We start from the raw sequence: 19387 nt of genomic DNA, 5'->3' as shown, positions 1-19387 counted from the left end.
TACCGGATCCAATAGAAAAACAGACTCATCATCCCTGTGATCAACACCACTGGTGAATTGTGGCGCCCTTTTACCTTCAATGCCTGAACGATCAACCATGAGCGCGAGCTCACGGGTATTAACTGCCTATCCAAAGGCGCTTTGCGGGTTTTGTCTGTCAGCATCGCTGCTGATTGCCTATAACGCGTGTGGCGCATCCTTGCCGCTCGAACTGTATATCCCGGATGCTCCGCCACTGACGTTCGTCGATGGCTCCCAAGGCCACGGCATGGTTGGAGAAGCCGTCCTGACGGCCATCGCCAACGCCGGCTATGTCGCTCATGTCCATGGGCTGCCCTGGGCCAGATCGCAGAAACACGTCAGCGAGAAGCAGGATATGCTGATCGCGCCCTTGTCACGCACGCCAGAACGTGAGGATCGCTTCACCTGGATCGCGTCGATCATGCCCATGGAGCGCGCTTTTTTCAGCCTTGAGCGGCCGGTGGAAAGCTTCGAACAAGCGAAGAAAACCTACCGGGTGATCGGCGTCGGCCTGGGCAGTGCTCAGGAGGAAATCCTGCGTACGCAAGGCTTCAGCGATGATCAGATCTACCCGCTGACCATTGGCGACAACCCCGCGCAGATGCTCCTGAAAGGTCGCATCGACGCCTGGTTCAATGGTATCCCGGAGAGTCGATACATCTGGACGAAGGTGTCGGAACAAAAACTGCGGATGAGCCCCGTCATGAGCAGAGCGGAACTCTATCTGGCGTGCTCCAAACTTTGCTCCGTTCAACTGGTGCAAGACTTGCGCGAGGCGGTTGAAACGCTTCGCAAAGACGGCACCCTGGCACGTATACAAAAGAGCTATTTGCCGCAATAACGAAACCGACAGCACCCGCCGCACCACTTAGCCCCTATGTCCATCATTTACGGGTTAAGCCATGAGTGGCCTCTTCTACAAAACCTTGCTCAAAGATCTTTCCACCGCCCTCGAGATGCAGCCCTTGGCGTTCGACGCCCGGGGAATGTGCGATCTGATCATCGATGACACCTATCCACTGAAGCTGGCATGCAATGACCCTCACCAGCGCCTGCTGCTGATCGGTTTGCTCGAGACGCCAAAAGACCTGCCCTTGCAGCGCTTGCTGGGCGGCGCACTCAACCCCCTCGTCAGCGCCGGTCCGGGCCTCGGCTGGGATGCCGGCAGCGGTTTGTATTTTGCCTATCAAAGCATCGCCCGGGAAAAGGTGAGCGTTGCGGTATTGATGCGCGAAATCGCGACGCTGATCGACTGGATCAAAGGCTGGCGTGAGGTGCGTGGATGAATCCCGTGCAATCGCGCTTTACCAGTGTCGAGGCCCTGCCTATGCAGAATCGGTCCAGGGTGAGTCGACCAGTCATGGCACGTCACGAGCAGCCATCATCGAAATGGCGCTGAGTGATCGCAGCAGCGGCTCGCTGGAGAAAAAGCTGAAAACCGCGCTCGCCGCGAAAGGCTATAACCCGGACAACCCGGCGTTCAGACTGACCCCTGCATAGTGACGCTAAACGCTCAACCGAAATCCCCTGTGGGAGATTCTATGGTTGAGGGGAAGCCCTCAACCGGCTTTTGGTTGGTATTCGCTCTGCCCTTTCAGCAGAGCGAATACGATCCGAGCAAGCTTGCGAGCCAGTATCACCAGCGCCTGAGTGGTGCTGAAGCCCCGAGCTCTTTGCTCTTCGTAAAAGCCTTTCCAGGCAGGCGTACGGCTGGCCGACATGGCTGCATTGTGCAAAAGCCGGCGGGCTTCCGGGTCACCTCGCTTGGTCAGACTCCGACGACCATCCTTTTGTCCTGACTTCGACACGCGCAGATCCATTCCCAGGAAGGCAATAAAGGCATCCGCGTTTCTGAAGTCGCCCCGCTGAAACGCCGTGAGCAAGCGGGCTCCGGTCAAAAATCCAATGCCTTCAACTTTCACGCAACGCTTCAACTGACCGAGCAAGCCGGCTTCCTTCAGATGATTATTAATCGTCTTTTCGACCAGCGCCTCAAGCTGCTGCATGGATTTCACTTGCTCGGCAAAAGCTGTCTTCAACAGTGGCTCATTCGCCCAGCTTTGCACCAGGCCGACCCGCGCCTGAACCAAGGCTGCGCGACGACGGAAGAGGCTCAGGAGCTGGCGGTACAGCGGTGATGGCGGGGTCCATGGATGAAGATCATCACCTTCGTTCTTCAGATAGCGAGCGAGCAGCCTGGCATCCAGCGCGTCGGTTTTGGCACGGACATTCACCCCTTTGCGGTAATGGCTGAGCTCATAGCCACCCACCATGTAAATCGTGCAGCCGGCCTCATAGGCCAGATCAGCGAACTCCAGGTGATAGATATTGGTCGATTCAATAGCTACCGCGACTGTCCCTGGCAAGGCCTTCAACCACGTCTTGATGGCTGCTTTGTTGTTGGGAATCTCTTCAAGCAGGTCAAGTTCGGCGCGATAGATCACCAGTTCGTTCTTGGCGACATCCACGCCTACGATCGGCTGTGTGACAGAAACCGGCATTGCCATTGTATTTCCTCCGGGATATGGTTTTGAACACTTGAAGGGCTCACTCAGAGGCGCAGGCTTGTTCCTATCGTCGGTCTAGCCAGATGCATTCTTTATCGGCGCTTGGGTGAAAGGAGGAGGGGCGAAATCTCCCACGGATCTGTACTGCGTCAACAGTCAGAATCGGGCTTTGTCCCTCCTCCTCCCTTCAAGTCCTACCATACAAGCGGGCTCGAGAGCTCTTCATGGAGCGGCAAGCCAAACAGCAGGACATCGGCACGGGTTTCACCGAATCGGGCGATATTCGGCAGGCGCGCCCACAGACGCGCGCCGATGGCCTGAACGATGTGCTGGCTCGGCTTGTTCGCACCCATGATCCATGACACCACCGTTTCCAGACCATATTGCCTGGCCAGGATCACCGAGGCTTGGCCAAGGCGTACCCCCACTCCCCCCCTCCAATGATCAGATTATGTGAAGTATTTTTTTAAAATAACATTTTTTAACATTGACTCAGGAGCATCGATAGCCGCGACGCGCGCTCTGTAGCAGCTGCCGAGGCTGCGTTCGGCGGCGAAGCCGTCGTGAATCCGGCTGACGCGATTTGCCTGATACATCGCAATGTCTGGTTTTACGACTGCTGCGCAGCCGAACGCAGCCTCGCAAGCTCGACTGCCGCTACAAGGTCGCGTTCACGCAGGTGAAAAAAGTCAGATTGCCATCAGGCTACCTTGCAAAAACACCACGACCGTCTAAGTTCAGAACTATCTCTACAGGCGCAACCAAACCGTACATAAACCAGCCCCTCAGGCGAGAGAGTCCATTGATCTAAAACACACCAGACGCTGCTTTTAGTTACTGACACGGAATCAGTCATGACAATGAAGAGGGATGCTTGATGAAGCGCAGCCGTGGGTATCGTGCGTTCTCGCAAAAAGGGCCAGCCGGACATTTCTGGGTTTCATTGCTTTGCTTCTCGGGCCTGGTGATCGTCAGCTTTCTGTTGTTCGAACAACAGATCCAGGACTTCCTGAACCATCTCAACCTGTACCTGCCCTCCACGCCTTCCCAGAAACTCAACCTGGCGCTGTTGCTGATCGCCCTGCTGGCGCTGGACGTGGTGCTGCCGGTACCTTCGAGCATGGTCGCGCTGCTGGCCGTGGCCATGCTGGGCAGTCTTGGCGGCTACCTGGTGATTTTCATTGGCCTGTGCCTGGGTGCCGGGCTGGGTTATGCGCTGGGGGCCGGCTATTTTCGCTTGCTGTCTGGCCGCCTGGGCCTGCATCAGCGCCAACCTGGGCAGCTGGCGTATCGGCTGGGCACGCTGTCGTTGATCTGCCTGCGCGGCGTGCCGGTATTGGCGGAAACCTCGGTGGTGGCCGCTGGTATGCAACGTTATCCGCTGCGCGCATTTGTGTTGGTCACTACCCTGGCCAATGCCGGCCTGGCGCTGGCCTACAGCGTGATCGGCACCTTCCTCGTCGAGCAGAACGCGCTGCTGGTGACCATTCTCGCCAGCATGGTATTGCCCGGGCTGTTTATCGCCGGGTATAGCCTGTTCAAGACCTTGCGTCGGCACAACGCGGAGCAACCGCTGCATGGACGTTTCGAGGTCCGTTTCGACTATCCGGTGGTGTTTACCGATCACCTGTTCGATCCGTCCAATCCTTGCCTGCATCACCAACTCACCGCACGACTCACCCCACAGCACAGGGGCCCGGTGACGGTGCTGGTGTTCGCCGATGAACACCTGTTGCAAAGCACCCCGCAACTGTTGCAACAGATTGATGCCTACTTTGCTGCCCATGCGGCGGACCTGCGGTTGCAGACCGCGCCGATTGCGGTGCCGGCCGGCGAACTGAGCAAGGACTCACAGGTGTTGCAGCAGCTGTACACCGACATGCTGCACCATGGGCTGGACCGGCATTGCTATGTGCTGGCCCTGGGCGGTGGCGCGGTGCTGGATGCGGTGGGCTACGCCTGCGCCACCTTCCACCGTGGCATTCGCCTGATCCGCATCCCGAGCACCGTGCTGGCGCAGAACGACGCCGGCATCGGTGTGAAAAACGGCATCAATGCCTTCGGCCAGAAAAACCTGCTGGGCGCCTTCTACCCCGCCACCGCGGTGATCAACGACTTCCAGCTGCTGACCAGTCTGACCCGCCGTGACCAGATCGCCGGGTTGGCCGAGGCAGTCAAGGTGGCGCTGATCAAGGACCAGGCGTTTTTCCAATGGATGGAGCAACAGGCCGACGCCCTCGCCCACTTCGATCACCCGGCCAGCCGCTATGCCATCCGCCGCTGCGCCGAACTGCACCTGGCGCACATCACCGGTGCCGGCGACCCCTTCGAACGCGGTAACGGGCGACCACTGGATTACGGGCACTGGGCCGCGCACAAACTGGAAAACCTCAGCCAACACCGGCTGCGCCATGGTGAAGCCGTGGCGGTGGGCATGGCCCTGGATGGCCTTTATGCCAATGCCCTGGGGCTGTTGAGCGATGCCGACACTGAACGGGTTCTGAACCTGCTGCTCAAGCTCGGCTTCAGCCTGTGCCCGCCGGAACTGGCCTTGAAAGATGCACAGGGACGCTCGCAGGTGTTGCTCGGGCTGGAGGAGTTCCGCCAACACTTGGGCGGGCAACTCTCCATCCCCATGCTCAGCCGGATTGGCGAGTCGGTGGACCTGCATGAAATCGATGCCGCGCGGATGGAGCAAGCACTGCAACGGCTGTCCACCCGCATCGACCCGGTGCTCGGCTTGAGCGAGGGCTGCGCGCAATGAGCCAGACACCGCTGAACCTGAAGACCTGGATGACCCTCGGCCGGGTATCCAACCTGCCCACGGTGTGGACCAACACCCTGGCCGCCGCCCTGCTGGCCAGCAGCGCCGGTGCCCTGGCGCCGCCGTCGTCGCTGGTGTGGATCCTGCTGCTGGCCGCACTGTCGCTGCTGTATCTGGCCGGCATGTTATTGAATGACTGGCTCGACGCCGACTGGGACCAACAACACCATAACCCCCGTCCCATCACCCTGGGCCTGGTCAGCCGCCAGCAAGTGGGGCTGGCCACTGTGCTGTTGCTGATACTGGCCGCGGCCTCGGTGCTGGGCCTGAGCCGGCTGATCGACCAGCCGCACTGGTTGCTGGGCAGCGTCACCCTGCTGGTGAGCTGCATTCTCGGCTACAACCTGCTGCACAAGAAATACGCCCATAGCGTCTGGTTGATGGGCGCCTGCCGCTCGGCCCTCTACCTCACGGCGGCGGCCAGCCTGGCGGTACCACCGGAGCCAATCTGGCTCTGCGCCATGTTGCTCGGCGTCTACATCAGCGGCCTGACCTACCTGGCCCGCCAGGAACATCGCAACCAGTTGCTCAGCCGCCTCCCTCTACTCCTGATGTTGAGCCCACTGGCGCTGGCGATCTATTCCGACAATGTCTGGTTCTGGCCCGTGCTGATGCTCTGGCTTGGCTGGCTGGGCTGGCACTACTGGCACAACCTGGCCAACCCGCAGCAACGGCAGGTTCGTGCCTTTATCGGCGCTGGCCTGGCGGCCCTGCCGCTGTTCGATGCCCTGGTGCTGGCCGTGGCCAACCAGCCACTGGGCAGCCTGTTATGTGTTCTGGTGTTTTTCCTGCTTCCACACTTCCAGCGCTGGATCAAACCGACATGAACATGGACGTCGCTGCGCCGCCATCGGCGGCCCTCGAAATGCGCCACGACTGCCTCGCCGAACAACGCCTGGCCCTCACTCAGCAGCTCGATGATGCTGAGTTGCGATGGTGGCGTCAGGCGCAGGAGCAGCTTGACCAACGCCCGGACGCCAACACCGCGGCGCTCTTGAGCAGCCAGTGCAAGCGCAGCCTCAAGGCGTCGGCACTGCCCGACAGTAATGGCTGGAATCAGGTCCAATTGGCGCGGGCGTTGTTGCTGGCTCAGGTCCTGGAGCAACAACCCCTCGCCGGGCAACTGCCCTTGCTGCGCCAGCTGTTTCTGTGGGGCGACGATCAGGAAAAGATCGCCACCTTGAAGGCCCTCGACTGGCTCGATAGCCGTGGGCTCTGTGTGGAGTTGGCATTGCAGGCCGGGCGAACCAGTAACAGCCAGGTGTTCGCCGCCCTCGCCCTGGACACCCTCTACCCGTCGCGTCACTACAGCGAACGGGCCTTCCACCAACTGGTGTTGAAGGCGCTGGGCATGGGGCTCGACGTGCGACGCCTGATCGGCCTGACCCAACGACACAGCGTCGCCCTCAACCAGTTGGCCCTCGACCTGCTGGACGAACAGCTCGCAGCCGAACGAACGGTGTCCGCGGGATTGCCCCGGGTGATTGCCTTCGACCTGCTCAGCCCGGCGCAACGCCAGCGCCTGGTCAACCTGAGCCAGCAGCAACGCTTGCCACCGGAATGGCACGAGCATCTGGCCGCCCCCCCACTGAACTAACGCACAACGGCTCCCGCCCCTTGACGAGGATTCACCATGCTCAAGTACTTCGACCCGCATATTCATATGGTCAGCCGCACCACCGATGACTACCAGAACATGGCGGCCGCCGGCATCACCGGGGTGATCGAGCCGGCCTTCTGGCAGGGCCAGGCCAGGACCAGTGTCGGCAGTTTCATTGACTACTTCGACACGCTGTTGGGTTGGGAACGCTTTCGCGCCAGCATGTTCGGCATCCATCACTTCTGCACCATCGGCCTCAACCCCAAGGAGGCCAATGACCTGTCGGTGGCCAATGAAGTGCTGGAGATTCTGCCGCGCTACCTGGTGAAAGACGGCGTCGTGGCGGTCGGCGAAATCGGCTACGACGACATCACCCCCGAGGAAGATCGCTTTCTCGCCGCTCAGTTGGAGCTGGCCAAACAATTCAATTTGCCGGTGCTGGTGCACACTCCGCACCGCGACAAGATCGGTGGTACCAAACGCACCCTGGCGGTGATTCGCGAAGTGGGGATTGCCGAGCATCTGGTGATCATCGACCACCTCAACGAGTTGACTCTGCCGCTGGTGCTGGACAGCGACTGCTGGCGCGGCCACTCCATTTACCCCAACACCAAGATGTCGGAACAGCGCATGGTCGCCCTGTTGAAGGAGTACGGCACTGAGAAGATGGTGGTCAACAGTGCCGCCGACTGGGGGATCAGCGACCCGCTCAAGGTGCCAAAAACGGGCGAGGCGATGCTGGCTGCTGGGTTCAGTGAAGCCCAGGTCGAACAGGTGCTGTTCCACAACCCCGTGGACTTTTTTGCCCAAAGCGGCCAACTGGACAAAGCCCTCGTCAGCACTCCGCTGCCCATCGACCAGCGTCGGCAGTGGCAGGACAACTCCGCCCTGCGCGGCCAGGAACCGGTGATCAAATGAGTGCCGGCACGGGTTGGGCTGCCGCGCAGGTCGGTTATTGCAGCAATGTGCACCCGACCCGTGACCTGGCGGGGCTACGGTCATCCATCGAACAGCATTTTCAGGGCGTGCGAACACTGCGCGGGCTGGACGAGCAGGACAGTGGACTGTGGATCAGCGCCCTCGCCGCGGCCGAATTACAGCAGCCATCGGCTCGCGCGGACTTCCTGGACCTGCTGCAACGCAGCGGGCTGCGCCTGACCTCCCTTAACGGCTTTCCCTACGGCCAGTTTCATCAGGGCGCGGTGAAAGCCGAGGTTTATTTGCCGAGTTGGGCCGAGTCTGAACGGCTGGCGTACAGCCTGAATCTGGCGCGGATCCTCGCCGATGCCCTGCCGCCGGACTGTCCCCAGGGTGTAATTTCCACCGTGCCGCTGGGCTACGCCGCCAACTGGAACCCGCAGTTACAGCAGCGTGCCGAGCATCTGTTGCGCCAACTCACCGCTTCGCTGGCCAGGCTGCACCTGGAGACAGGCAAGAAGATCGTGTTCTGCCTGGAGATGGAGCCGGACTGCGTGCTGGAAAACACCGACCAGGCCATCGCCTTCTTCCACCGCTGGCAAGCCACGGACCCGCACCATGACTATTTGGCGTTGTGTTTTGATGTTTGCCACCAGGCCGTGGTCTTCGAGCACTGCTATCAGTCGCTGGAAAAGCTGCGTCAGGCCCGAGTGCCCGTCGGCAAGATTCAGCTGTCCAACGCGCTGATTTGTCGCCTGCCCGCTGAAAACGACAACCGACGCGAACACGTCCTCAAAACCTTGAGCGACTTCGCCGAAACCACCTACCTGCATCAAGTCAAAGCCCGTGATGCGCAGGAGCGGTTATCGGGTTGGGCCGACCTTCCCGCAGCGCTAGAGGATTGCGCAAACAACCTGGGGCAATACCCCGAACTGCGGATTCATTTCCACATTCCGCTGTTCAGCGAACACTTGCTGCTGCCGGAGCTCAGCGGCAGCCAGATCGCCCTGTCGCAGACCTTCGACTTTCTCGCAGACCATGGGGATTTTCGTCCTGTGCTGGAAGTGGAAACCTACAGCTGGGGTGTCCTGCCCGCCCAACTGCGGCCCACTACCGAGCACGCCCAACTCCAGGGAATCGTTGCGGAACTGCACTGGGTAGAAGACCAATTGCGGCAGCGAAAATTGCTGCAACCCCAATCGTGGGAGGCGTACGCCGATGCCCTCTGATCAACCGCGTCAACCGCTGCTGCTGATTAACGTGGTCGGGCTGACACCGGCGCTGCTGGGGCCGGCGACACCGCACATCAATGCCCTGTTGAAAACGGCCAAAATGGCCAGCCTGCAACCGGTGTTTCCGGCCGTCACGTCCACGGTGCAGTCCTCGATCCTCACCGGTCTGTCGCCGTCGGAACACGGCATTGTGGGCAATGGCTGGTATTTTCGCGACCAGGCCGAAGTGCGTTTCTGGCTGCAACCCAACGCACTGATCCAGGGTGAAAAAGTCTGGCAGCAGCTCAAGCGTGAGCTCCCCGGGTTTCGCTGCAGCCAGCTGTTCTGGTGGTACAACATGTATGCGGACGTGGATGCCGCCATCACCCCACGCCCTCACTACCCGGCTGATGGCCGCAAAATGTTCGGCCTGTATTCGACACCGGCCTCGTTGCACGAGCGTATCGAGCAGCAGATCGGCGAATTCCCTTTTCCGAGCTTCTGGGGCCCGGCGGCCGGCATCGCATCCAGCCGCTGGATCGTCGACTGCGCCATCGCCGAATTCCAGCTCGATCAGCCCGACCTGCAATTGGTCTACCTGCCCCATCTCGACTACAGCCTGCAGCGACTGGGCCCTGATCATCCGTCGATTGCCGACGAGGTACGGGCCATCGACAGTGAAGTCGGTCGCCTGCTGACCTTTGCCCAGGAGCAAGGCGCGGCGGTGATGCTGCTGTCCGAGTACGGGATCGAAGCGGTACAGCAATCTGTTTCCATCAACCGGCTGTTGCGCTCGGAAGGCTTGTTGCAGGTGCGCCAATCGCTGACCTGGGAGTTGCTCGACCCCGGCGCCAGCGCGGCCTTTGCCGTGGCCGATCATCAGATTGCTCATATCTACGTGAAGCAGGCGCAAGACATACCTCGCGTCAAAGCGCTGTTGCAACGCCAGCCCGGCATCGAGCAGGTGCTGGATAAAGCCGAACAACGGACCTGGCAGCTGGATCATCCGCGCAGCGGCGAGCTGGTGACCGTGGCCGCGCCGGGTTACTGGTTCGATTACTACTACTGGTTCGACGATCGCAAGGCACCCGACTTTGCCCGCACCGTGGACATCCATCGCAAGCCTGGCTACGACCCACTGGAGCTGTTCATCGACCCGGCCATTCGCTTCCCGAAATTGAAAGTGGCGCGTCGCCTGCTGCAGAAAAAACTCGGTTTTCGCTACTACATGGACCTGATTCCGCTGGACACCCGTTTGGTCCGTGGCAGCCATGGCCGCCTGCCCGAAAGCGAACAGACCGGCCCGCTGCTCATCACCAATTGCGATCTGCCGTTGCCCCAGCGCCTTGCGGCCACGGCGGTGAAGCAACTGCTCCTGGAACACTTCCTGGGGCACCCACACACCGACCCGGCCAATGCCAAGGAGCTTCCATGCGGCGAGCCATTTCTATAACAGTTCTGACTGCCCTGGCCGGTTTGGCTCAGGCTCAGAGCACGAACACCTTTGACTGCAACAACTTCCTGCAGTTTGAAGGAGACGTCGACAAGACCCGGACTGCGTTTGCGCAAAGTCCCGAGACCATGGCCTGGAACTGGTTCGTCTGCCTGAACCAGCCCGCCGCCGCGGGGAGCCCCAACCGCGAGTGGGAATCCATGAAGCCCTCCGACCAGGTCTACCTGGCCGATGGTGCCAAGCCCGCCGCCTACGGCACGCCCGTGCCGCCCCCGGACGCCGTGCTGACGAAAGCCAAGAAGACACAAGGAATGGACCTGTCCCGAACCTTCCATAACATCAACGCCACGCAACAGGTCGATGGCTTGATTCTGGAAATGGGCGGTGCGGTGCCGACGACAGAAATTGGCCAACCCGTGCGCTTTCAACTGCTGATGGGCGAGGGAACTTTCGATTACATCGTGCAACGCCAGGTCTACAACATGAACGGCCAGGCTGCCCTGACCAGCAGCCTGGAGTTCCCCTCCACCGCCTGGGAGTTGAAATCCGCCTGGCTGTGGATCGGCTCCGACACGACCTACAAACAGACACTGGAAAACGACGGTTACTACATCGGCCAGGCCTATTACCTGCAAGACGGCAACTACCAGGTCGGTTATGCGGCGCTGAGCGGCTTGCACGTCGTCAACAAGCTGAATCCCGGCTGGGTCTGGACCACCTTCGAAAACATCAACAACAGCAAGTACACCGTCACCAACGCCATCCCGCCCACCCCGATAACCAACAGCACCGGGCCGACAGCCGCTGCCAAGCCCGTCAATAGCCAATTCCAGGCTCAATATCCCGGGTTGTCGAAGTACGAACTGATCGCAGTCCAGTCCAAAACCAACCCGACCTTGCTGGCCAACTCTCAGCTGGAGTCCGCCTTTCAGAGCCAGTCGTCGTGCTTTGCCTGCCATGACACCGCCGCGTACTCGAGAAAGAAGGGCTACTTCAATTTCGCCATGAAAGAACAGGGCGGCATCGTCTACCCCACCGCCGCCCTGCCGGACTCGGCCTTCACCGGTTACAACAAACTGGACTTCGTCTGGTCGCTCAAACGCGCCCAGTGGCAACGCTAAGGAGAGCATGACATGAGCGTATTGAATTTCCCCCGTATCTACCTCAACGGCCACATGTTCTGGAACCCGCCGACGGCCAACAACAACGATATGTACCCGCTCTACGATGCGGTAAAAATGCAGATGAACTGGCGGTTTCTTGATTACTACAACATCACGCCAGAGAATGCCGCCAGCACACTGATGCCCTGGACTATCGCCCCTCGGGTGTTACACGAAGCGCCCGACTACGTCACGCAGGTGCCGGGCAATGTCAAACAGAATCCTCCAACGATGATCCCCGGAGAATGGAACCTGTTCGGTGACAACGCCTGTGGCACCGTCAGCTACAACCAGACCCAGTCCGTCATCATCGGCGGCGAACTCCCGACCGGCGGGTACGTTGATCAGGATGCCCTGATTAACCAGAGCTACAACTTGCTCGGCAATCCCTTTGGCAGCAAGGGCCCCACTCCGGCCCGCTTTGTCGACGTCAGCCCCTGGCAGAACACCTTCACAGCGTTGTACTTCGACAAACTGGTGCTGGGCGACGATCAATGCGGCCTGACGCTCAAGCGTCAACACCGGATGCTCGATCGCTTCCTGAACTTCAACTGGGCAAACCTGGGTGGCCTGATTTATGTGACCACCACCTGGCAAACCTGCTTCCCGAAAGAAAACCTGACCTGGGCGATCAGCAATTCGGCCCTGCTGAAAAACCTCCAGGAACAGATGGAACTACAAAAAGCCAAAGGCCTGATGTTCCGGTTTTCCACCTACCTGACCTGCTACGACAGAAACGGCATTTTCAACAACTACCCCTACATCAACTCCCACTCCACCACCCCGACGGACATGGCCTATGTACAAGAGATGTACCAGAAAGGACTGGATAACGTCGCCAGCATCTTCTTCAACCCCGCCTACAGCCGCACCGTAGGCACCCTGGGCCTGTGGTTTGACGACGAGTTCCCCACCGCACCGGCAGGTCGGCGTCTGGTCCCCGGCAAGGCTGTGCCTCTTCAAAAACCCGGTGCCAAAGCCACCCCAATGACGCTGGGCGTGATCTCGGCACAGGCCCATGGCGATACCTTGTCGCTGGACCTCACCAACACCTTCCCGTGCTATCCGATCGACAAGGCAGCCGACATCCCGGTGGCCGAAAAATACGATGCCGGCAACTACCAACTGGGGATACGCCAGGACGGACAATTCACCCCATTGGCCAGTTTTGGCTTTGAGGACTATCAACAGGCGGCGTTCGACAAACGCTCCGGCATCCTTGACCTGCCACTCAGCGCCGACGCGCAGAAAAAGCTGCAAACCGGATCGCTGGAGCTGCAACTGGAGGGAACAACCCCCTTGCAAGCCGCGACCCAGCAGATGTGGACGGCCGAAGTGGTTGAGAGCGCAAGTTTCATCGACGTGGGCGACAGCAAGACGCTGCAGATCATGGTGCAATATGACGGCCGGCCGGCACCGGCCGGCACCGTGTTATCGGTGGCGGAGTATGGCAATGCCTACATGATGTGCACGACTGATTACTATCTGGCGTTCAGCAATCCGGCCGACTTTGCGTTGTTCCAAGACCATCCGAAAAATCGCGCCAACAACAGCTCCAACCTGCCGCAATTTACCGGTACCTGCGCGGTACAAAGCCTGGTGACCGAGGGCGCTGGCCGTCGGCTCATGGCAACTCAGGCCGCAGATGATACCGATACCGGGAGACCGGTGAGCTATCAGAAATACCTGCCGACAGCCGGCTCGGTCGCCCTGAGCCCCTGCCTGTCGTTCGACAACCCCATCCTCATGGAGGGTGTTCTTCAGGATCCCCCAAACAGCACCGTGCACTACTGCCTGACGCAGATTCAGACCGACGCCGATGGCATCGCACGACTGACCGTCAAGGCACAGGCTCCGGGCTTCCCGATCTTGCGTTTCTTCGTGCAGGAAGGTGAGCAGCCGCCCGAGATCCCTTTCAGCTTCAACTACATGAGCGCCTATACAGACTTCCTCGCACCGTTGCGGGTCCTGCCGCTGGAGCCCCAAATGCAGCAGGATTTTGTCGACGAATGGAACCAGATCTGCACGAAACCCGATGCCCGGGTCCTGATATGGGAAAGCTTCATCTACCCGCGCATCCTGCAGCCCTTCTATTACCTGTACCCGATCATGAGCAAATACATGCCGCTCAATTCGCTGGAACGGATAGAGGGTGCCGTCGACCAACTCATTGTGCTGATCAGCAAGGAGTACCAGGAAGAAAGCACACTCGCCATGCCCATCACCCGCGACATGTCACAAAGCCGACGCGCAGTACTGGAGCTCTGGGCGCAGGCCCTGGTGCAACAGAAATACCCACCCTTCCCGCTCGACATGAGCGACTACGAGTAAGGCTATAACAACAACGCTCACGCAGGACCACCGGGTGACGAGCCTGTCACCCGGCACTTCACAGGAGTGTCATATGAAAGCCAGCATCTTGAACCGATTGTTGCTGCTGACCCTGCTGCTCAGCCCAGCTCTATTCGCCCAGGCGGACAGCGGCGCCGTGTACTTCACCATGGGGGTGCACAACACCGAGGGGTGCAATGAACAGAACGGCAATTGCATCGCTAAACGAGCACCGGGCGACCCTTCCGATCCGTTTTTCCCGGCGTACTGGATCAGCGACTGGACCATGTACCGGGTGATGCACAACTACGAGAAAAACCCGCCGCCCTACAGCAATCCACCCACAACACTCACCCCGGCGGACTACACCGTCTCCCGAGGCACCAGCTACTACGACACCGCCTACATCCCGCCGGATGGCGACGGTTTCGGCGCCATGATGGAGCACTACGAGAAATACTGCCTGCCGATCTTCCCGATCAAGAACAACAACTACACCTGCTCCTTCGTGTCCCTGGGCAACAAGGCGTACTTCCTGACTTACCCGCAAGACCGCCCCAAAGACATGCCGGCCTGTTGCATGTTTTCGCCGATGAATCATCCGCCGCGGCAAGACTTCATCCAGCACCTGCCCTACAGCGCCGAGCGCAGCAAAAACCTCGATGGCAGCGTGCAGGCCTACGCTCTGGACCTCGAATCACCGCAAGGTCCGATCCTGTTCGGCTATGCCTTCTACAAAAAACCGTCGGGACAACCGCCCTACCGGCATCCCCAGTCGTTCTTTTTCTCCGGTGACACCAGCGTCGCCAATGCCCCCATCGTCAGCCAGAACTACACCAACTTCCGCATCGCCAAACCGGACCCGGCCCAGACCTGGGCGCAGGTGGCCGCCATGTGCCCGGCGAATCCGCCGCCCTGCCAATTGTTCGAGCCACCGGCGTCACAGAGCAACGGCCAAAAGGCGCAGTGGAACAAGCTCATGCAGCGCAAACCCTGAACAACGACGAAGGATCGCCATGAAAACCACACTCAGTCTCACCATGATGCTACTGGGCCTGGCCAGTCTGCCGACACTGGCCCGGGAACAGGCCATGCCGTCGACACAGACCAGCAACCTGAATTGCCAACCCCCCAGCACCGCGCCGGCCGCCACGGCCAGTCAGGACCTGTTCGATCAATACAGCTGGCAGATGTTCATCGCCTTGAACTGGCCCGCACAGGATGGGCAGCGAGGTGATCCGGACTGCGCCAAACAGCCTGGGGATCCCGGCTACACCGTCTGGCAGACCTACAAGACCGTGGAGGAAATCTTTCTGCCGAGGGGGGCCGATCCTGGCCCGTGGAATACCCCGCAGACCGCCAAAAGCCTGGGCATCATCAATATCGCCGCGCTGAAGAACAGCACTCAGGTGAATGCCGTCGACCAGGCTGTCGGCGGCTGGCTGATCGACCAGGCCGGTAACCCGACCTACTACGACATTTCGGCCAACGAGACGTCCTATAACTACATCGTCGACAACAGCTTCTATAACGCCGATGTCGTTTCCAAAGCCAACAACATCAACTTTCCCTATGGGGTCATCGAGGTCAAATCGAGCTGGCGCATCCTCACCCCCAACGACAACGCCAGTCACTACCTGACCATGCTCGCGCGCGTGGCCAAGTTCGACGACCAAGGCCAGCGCACCGGCGTCACCGAGGCTTACCTGGGTTTGGTGGGCCTGCACATCATCACCAAGGCGAACGGTTATCCCCAGTGGATCTGGTCGACTTTCGAGCAGATCGACAACGTTGCGCCCAAGGCGTTGGTGAACGGCCAGTGGGTCGACCAGCCAACATCCGGCACAGCCTACTCCTACTTCAACCCCGCCGCCCCCGCCGCCTCCCTCAACCAATCACCCTGCGACTGGCAGACTCAGGGCGCGCATCTGGTCTGCGTGCCCAAACCCGGCACCACGTTCCAGACACCGAACCCGCTGAACCGGGTCACCCCGATTGCCGAAGTCACCAACGGGGTCAACACCAACTACCGCACCGACCCGGACCTGCAAAGAAGCGTGCTGAAGTACTACCAGCTCATCACCACACAACGCCCGCTGATGCCGGACAACCCCAGCAACCCACTGGGGCAGCCGACACCCTCCCTGTCGGCCAACGTGACCATGGAGAGCTACATCCAGCCCAACAGCAGCTGCATGAATTGCCACTCCATGGCGACACCGGTCAAGAGCCCCTACAAGTCCGATTACTCCTACCTGTTCAAATTCGCCAATGCGCCTGTCGGCAAAACCACCAAGGACGAGGAATAGATCATGAGCATACTCAATGGACCACGGCTGAATTTCTGGGGCGGCATCCGCACGGACGTCAGCTTGCCGAACAACTCACCCACCATCCCTTACGACGGTGATGAGGAATGGCCGCTCTTCGACCTGACCACCTCGACCCTGGCACCGAGTGCCCAGTCTTACACCGACGATCAGCTGAACAACATGATCAACGCGCCCGACGGCGACTACTACACCGCCGGCGGCTGGAATCACTACGGGCAGCACGTCGTCGACATGCAGAACGCCTTGATCAGTTCCCAGGGTAATCCGGGCAGCATCAGCACCACCGGCGATATGGTGGGCCAGCCGGTCTATCTGCTCGGCTCGGTGGACCCGGTGACCGGACAGGGCCCCGTTTCCGGCCCGATGATGGTGGACCTGGACCCCACCGCCACAAACACCACCCAGATATTCGTTGGCGGTCTGCAAATTGGCGGTAACAGCGACATCCAATTGCTGATTCGCGCGAACACGGTCTGCAGCAGCCTGGATGTCAAAAAGCGGGTGTTGGAGCCAGAGGAGATGGATGCGCCGGGTTCTTTCCGCCTCAGCGGCACGTTTCAGCTGACCTTTCCCCTGAGCAGCATCGTCAGCTGGAACGAGAACAGCAGTGGCCTGCGATCGATCATCCAGGCGCCGGGTGCGACAGGCATTGTCCTGCGCTTTGTCATGTTCGAGATGTGCCCCACGATGACCACCGAGCAACTGGATGCCGATTACGCCGCCGGCCGATACACCCCCAACCCGAGCATCGGCCGGGTCATCGGTACACTGGCTCCGGCTTTCGCGGACGAACCGAAGAACTGTCAGCCGGGCCGGCAGCTGGTCAACCAGAGCACCAAGAGCACTGGCTATGCCGATCTGGGCGACAGCGGCATCCTGAGCATCGACATGGTGAACGTCATCCCGAAGCAAACCTTCAGGGCCGTCAGAGACGACATCACCAGCCCCATCGGGCCCAACGCGGATTACGGTCTCGTCACCATCTCTGCAGGCACAACCACCCTGACCACCCTCGACCCGACAACCAGTCCGTTATTCAACTACTACGTGTATGGCGGCATCGTCGACCTGCCCCTGAGTACTAGCCAACAGGAAGCGGCGCGGACCAACGAGCTGGCCATCACCGCACCCGACGAAGTTGCCAAAACCACGCTAAACGCAATCGAATCGACTTATCGGGTGTATGCCGATCAGCGCAACGTTTATCTGGAGGACTACCCCAATGGCCTGTCGATCACCCTGCAGGTGAGGTGTCTGGGCGTCCCGGTCACCAAAGCCACCGAAATCGACCTGAAAGCCAGTCCACCTGCGGTATACAAAAATCCGCAGTACTGGAATTTCCTCGAGTTTCCGGCCTCGCTGACCGTAGAACCCGGCCAGCTCGCAGTCAGTTTCCCTGTCACCGTCAAACCGGGTACTGCCGCCCAAGCGGGCTTTGTCGCGCTGACCTACGCGATCAATGGCTTTAAAAACGGTGGCTACTTCACCAGCTTTCGCAAATACGCACAGACCGACTTCGGCATCCCCGCGGGCACCACCATCACCTGGGAGCTGATGTACCCGAACGTCTTGCGTTTTCACTACCTGGCCTTCCCCGCCATGTCGCGCTACATCCCGCTCAATCAGCCCGACGCGGTCATGGGCGCCAAGAACCCCATCCTCGCCCGCACCTCGGACGCCTACAAAGGCACCACCCTGTTCATGCCCGTGGTGCGCTCGATGTCGCCCTGCCAGCGGGCACTGCTCCGGGCGTATCTCACTGGTGAACCGTGGCAACCGCCGCAGTAGTCGTGCCCCCTTGTCCATGGAGAGAGACCTTATGCCCGTTCCCGTTCATATCCCGGCGCAACCGACTGAAACGTTGCGCCCGAGCACGATCATCGCCGAGGGCCTGCTGAACCCTCGGGGCATTTGTGTGCAGGCCGATGGCAGCCTGCTGCTGACCGAAGCCGGCTCGGGCCTGCCGGACCAGCCCTTCAGCGGCCGCATCAGTCGACTTCGGCCGGATCCGCACAGGCCCGGCGCCTACCTGCCCCGCGAAACACTGGCGCAAGGTTTTCGCGCCATGAACATGCAGGCCCGCATGCTGCGCGATGAAATCATGGGGCTGTCGGACATCGCCTGTGGTGACGGGCGCTGTCTGGTCAGCCAGACCGATTACGTCGAAGGTTCCAAACTGCTGGACCTGCAATTCACACCGCCCGAACCGGTGTTTCACAGCCGTGGCAATCTGAATGCGCTGTGCTATCACCCGACCCGTCGCAGTTGGCTGGCGGTCAAACCCGATACCAACCAGTTGGTGGAGTTCACCACAGGACAGGACGAGCATGTGCTGGTCCAGTTGCCCGAACTGGACCAGGGCCAGGAAGCCGTCCCCGTGACCCTGGTGTACGAACCGGCGACAGACGCCGTGCTGATCAGTCTGTTCTCCGGAGAGCTGCAGGGCGACCCCTCGCGCAAGGGCATCGACTTTACCGATAAGGCCGGCCAGGTGATTCGGGTCTGGCCTGCCAGCGGGCAGATCGAGATCCTGATTCGCGGCCTGCAACTGCCCACCGGACTGGCGCTGTGCCCGAAGGGGAATGTACTGGTCCTGGAGCTGTGCGACCGCCTTCAGCAACCCTTGCCGCCGGACTGGAACGGCGAACCACTGCATGGAGGCTTCACCCGTTTCACGGGGCGACTGCTGAGCTGCAACCTGCAAACCGCCCAGGTCGCCGTGCTCGCCCGCGGCCTGGATACCCCTTCCAACCTGTGCCTGTTGGAGGGGGCGGTACTGGTGAGCGAAGGCATGGGATTAGCCGGCCGGCCACTGCCCACGCCAGACGACAACGTCGTCCCGTTGAGCGGTCGACTGCGTCGGGTGCCGCTCTGAAAAGCACGGCTACCAGCCGACGAAAACACCTTGCACGTGAACGGGTGCGGGCTATGCTCCCCAGAGCTGCCCCGCAGGACATTGGCTCCGGGCAGCAGGACCTCCGGTCTTGCCGTCCGGGCATCGCATCGCTGATTAGCAGGAAGCTTCA

At 60.3% G+C, this 19387-nt stretch carries 17 protein-coding genes; 15 read left to right on the top strand and 2 right to left on the bottom strand.

Going from position 1 to position 19387, the window contains the following annotated elements; genetic code table 11:
* The first annotated feature begins 97 nt into the window (after positions 1 to 97).
* From LOY38_RS13155 to LOY38_RS13145, 3 genes are all read left to right on the top strand, one after another.
* On the top strand, positions 98 to 862 hold the full coding sequence (locus LOY38_RS13155) for an ABC transporter substrate-binding protein (protein WP_258700388.1): 765 nt from the start codon (positions 98 to 100) through the stop codon (positions 860 to 862).
* A gap of 61 nt (positions 863 to 923) precedes the next feature.
* A complete protein-coding gene (locus tag LOY38_RS13150) occupies positions 924 to 1307 on the top strand; it encodes a type III secretion system chaperone (protein WP_258700387.1) in 384 nt (127 codons plus the stop codon).
* Positions 1300 to 1521, top strand: coding sequence for a T3SS effector HopA1 family protein (locus LOY38_RS13145; protein ID WP_258700386.1), 222 nt, complete (start codon positions 1300 to 1302; stop codon positions 1519 to 1521). Before LOY38_RS13150 ends, LOY38_RS13145 begins: the two co-directional genes overlap by 8 nt.
* A 59-nt stretch (positions 1522 to 1580) precedes the next feature.
* On the opposite strand, the gene LOY38_RS13140 is transcribed toward LOY38_RS13145, so the two are convergent.
* Positions 1581 to 2528, bottom strand: coding sequence for a transposase (locus LOY38_RS13140; RefSeq protein ID WP_258696476.1), 948 nt, complete (start codon positions 2526 to 2528; stop codon positions 1581 to 1583).
* 194 nt (positions 2529 to 2722) lie between these two features.
* Positions 2723 to 2956 (bottom strand): hypothetical protein, encoded by a 234-nt coding sequence (locus LOY38_RS13135; protein WP_258700385.1) that lies wholly within the window; start codon positions 2954 to 2956, stop codon positions 2723 to 2725.
* Between the two features lie 449 nt (positions 2957 to 3405).
* Between LOY38_RS13135 and LOY38_RS13130 the strand changes: the two genes are divergently transcribed.
* The 12 genes from LOY38_RS13130 (at position 3406) to LOY38_RS13075 (ending at position 19236) form a co-directional block, all read left to right on the top strand.
* Entirely contained in the window at positions 3406 to 5292 is a 1887-nt protein-coding gene (locus tag LOY38_RS13130; RefSeq protein WP_258700384.1) for a 3-dehydroquinate synthase, read from the top strand.
* The gene (locus LOY38_RS13125) at positions 5289 to 6179 is read left to right on the top strand and encodes a UbiA family prenyltransferase (protein ID WP_258700383.1); all 891 of its coding nucleotides are present in this window, start codon (positions 5289 to 5291) and stop codon (positions 6177 to 6179) included. The genes LOY38_RS13130 and LOY38_RS13125 overlap by 4 nt, the downstream gene beginning before the upstream one ends.
* The gene (locus tag LOY38_RS13120) at positions 6176 to 6949 is read left to right on the top strand and encodes an EboA domain-containing protein (RefSeq protein ID WP_258700382.1); all 774 of its coding nucleotides are present in this window, start codon (positions 6176 to 6178) and stop codon (positions 6947 to 6949) included. Before LOY38_RS13125 ends, LOY38_RS13120 begins: the two co-directional genes overlap by 4 nt.
* A gap of 36 nt (positions 6950 to 6985) precedes the next feature.
* Positions 6986 to 7870 (top strand): TatD family hydrolase, encoded by an 885-nt coding sequence (locus tag LOY38_RS13115; protein WP_253422584.1) that lies wholly within the window; start codon positions 6986 to 6988, stop codon positions 7868 to 7870.
* Positions 7867 to 9099 carry a metabolite traffic protein EboE gene (gene eboE, locus LOY38_RS13110; protein ID WP_258700381.1) on the top strand — a complete coding sequence of 411 codons (1233 nt, stop codon included), beginning with the start codon at positions 7867 to 7869 and terminating at the stop codon, positions 9097 to 9099. The genes LOY38_RS13115 and eboE overlap by 4 nt, the downstream gene beginning before the upstream one ends.
* Positions 9089 to 10534, top strand: coding sequence for an alkaline phosphatase family protein (locus tag LOY38_RS13105; RefSeq protein ID WP_258700380.1), 1446 nt, complete (start codon positions 9089 to 9091; stop codon positions 10532 to 10534). The genes eboE and LOY38_RS13105 overlap by 11 nt, the downstream gene beginning before the upstream one ends.
* Positions 10513 to 11655, top strand: a complete 1143-nt coding sequence (locus tag LOY38_RS13100; protein ID WP_258700379.1) for a hypothetical protein — start codon at positions 10513 to 10515, stop codon at positions 11653 to 11655. The genes LOY38_RS13105 and LOY38_RS13100 overlap by 22 nt, the downstream gene beginning before the upstream one ends.
* A gap of 12 nt (positions 11656 to 11667) precedes the next feature.
* A complete protein-coding gene (locus LOY38_RS13095; protein ID WP_258700378.1) occupies positions 11668 to 14028 on the top strand; it encodes a hypothetical protein in 2361 nt (786 codons plus the stop codon).
* A 73-nt stretch (positions 14029 to 14101) separates the two neighbouring features.
* Entirely contained in the window at positions 14102 to 15025 is a 924-nt protein-coding gene (locus LOY38_RS13090) for a hypothetical protein (RefSeq protein ID WP_258700377.1), read from the top strand.
* Positions 15026 to 15044: 19 nt separating this feature from the next.
* Positions 15045 to 16337 (top strand): hypothetical protein, encoded by a 1293-nt coding sequence (locus tag LOY38_RS13085; protein ID WP_258700376.1) that lies wholly within the window; start codon positions 15045 to 15047, stop codon positions 16335 to 16337.
* Positions 16338 to 16340: 3 nt separating this feature from the next.
* Positions 16341 to 18149, top strand: coding sequence for a hypothetical protein (locus LOY38_RS13080; protein WP_258700375.1), 1809 nt, complete (start codon positions 16341 to 16343; stop codon positions 18147 to 18149).
* A 31-nt stretch (positions 18150 to 18180) separates the two neighbouring features.
* Entirely contained in the window at positions 18181 to 19236 is a 1056-nt protein-coding gene (locus LOY38_RS13075) for a hypothetical protein (RefSeq protein WP_258700374.1), read from the top strand.
* Positions 19237 to 19387 lie beyond the last annotated feature (151 nt).

The organism is Pseudomonas sp. B21-015 (assembly GCF_024749285.1).
In the GTDB taxonomy this organism is placed as follows: Bacteria; Pseudomonadota; Gammaproteobacteria; order Pseudomonadales; family Pseudomonadaceae; genus Aquipseudomonas.
This window is presented reverse-complemented; position numbering and strand designations above follow the sequence as displayed.

Excerpts from the sequence above, each read along its gene's own strand:
- LOY38_RS13155 (WP_258700388.1), top strand. The coding sequence starts at position 98 with ATGAGCGCGAGCTCACGGGTATTAACTGCCTATCCAAAGGCGCTTTGC.
- LOY38_RS13150 (WP_258700387.1), top strand. The coding sequence starts at position 924 with ATGAGTGGCCTCTTCTACAAAACCTTGCTCAAAGATCTTTCCACCGCC.
- LOY38_RS13140 (WP_258696476.1), bottom strand. The coding sequence starts at position 2,528 with ATGGCAATGCCGGTTTCTGTCACACAGCCGATCGTAGGCGTGGATGTC.
- LOY38_RS13130 (WP_258700384.1), top strand. The coding sequence starts at position 3,406 with ATGAAGCGCAGCCGTGGGTATCGTGCGTTCTCGCAAAAAGGGCCAGCC.
- LOY38_RS13125 (WP_258700383.1), top strand. The coding sequence starts at position 5,289 with ATGAGCCAGACACCGCTGAACCTGAAGACCTGGATGACCCTCGGCCGG.
- LOY38_RS13120 (WP_258700382.1), top strand. The coding sequence starts at position 6,176 with ATGAACATGGACGTCGCTGCGCCGCCATCGGCGGCCCTCGAAATGCGC.
- LOY38_RS13115 (WP_253422584.1), top strand. The coding sequence starts at position 6,986 with ATGCTCAAGTACTTCGACCCGCATATTCATATGGTCAGCCGCACCACC.
- eboE (WP_258700381.1), top strand. The coding sequence starts at position 7,867 with ATGAGTGCCGGCACGGGTTGGGCTGCCGCGCAGGTCGGTTATTGCAGC.
- LOY38_RS13105 (WP_258700380.1), top strand. The coding sequence starts at position 9,089 with ATGCCCTCTGATCAACCGCGTCAACCGCTGCTGCTGATTAACGTGGTC.
- LOY38_RS13100 (WP_258700379.1), top strand. The coding sequence starts at position 10,513 with ATGCGGCGAGCCATTTCTATAACAGTTCTGACTGCCCTGGCCGGTTTG.
- LOY38_RS13095 (WP_258700378.1), top strand. The coding sequence starts at position 11,668 with ATGAGCGTATTGAATTTCCCCCGTATCTACCTCAACGGCCACATGTTC.
- LOY38_RS13090 (WP_258700377.1), top strand. The coding sequence starts at position 14,102 with ATGAAAGCCAGCATCTTGAACCGATTGTTGCTGCTGACCCTGCTGCTC.
- LOY38_RS13085 (WP_258700376.1), top strand. The coding sequence starts at position 15,045 with ATGAAAACCACACTCAGTCTCACCATGATGCTACTGGGCCTGGCCAGT.
- LOY38_RS13080 (WP_258700375.1), top strand. The coding sequence starts at position 16,341 with ATGAGCATACTCAATGGACCACGGCTGAATTTCTGGGGCGGCATCCGC.
- LOY38_RS13075 (WP_258700374.1), top strand. The coding sequence starts at position 18,181 with ATGCCCGTTCCCGTTCATATCCCGGCGCAACCGACTGAAACGTTGCGC.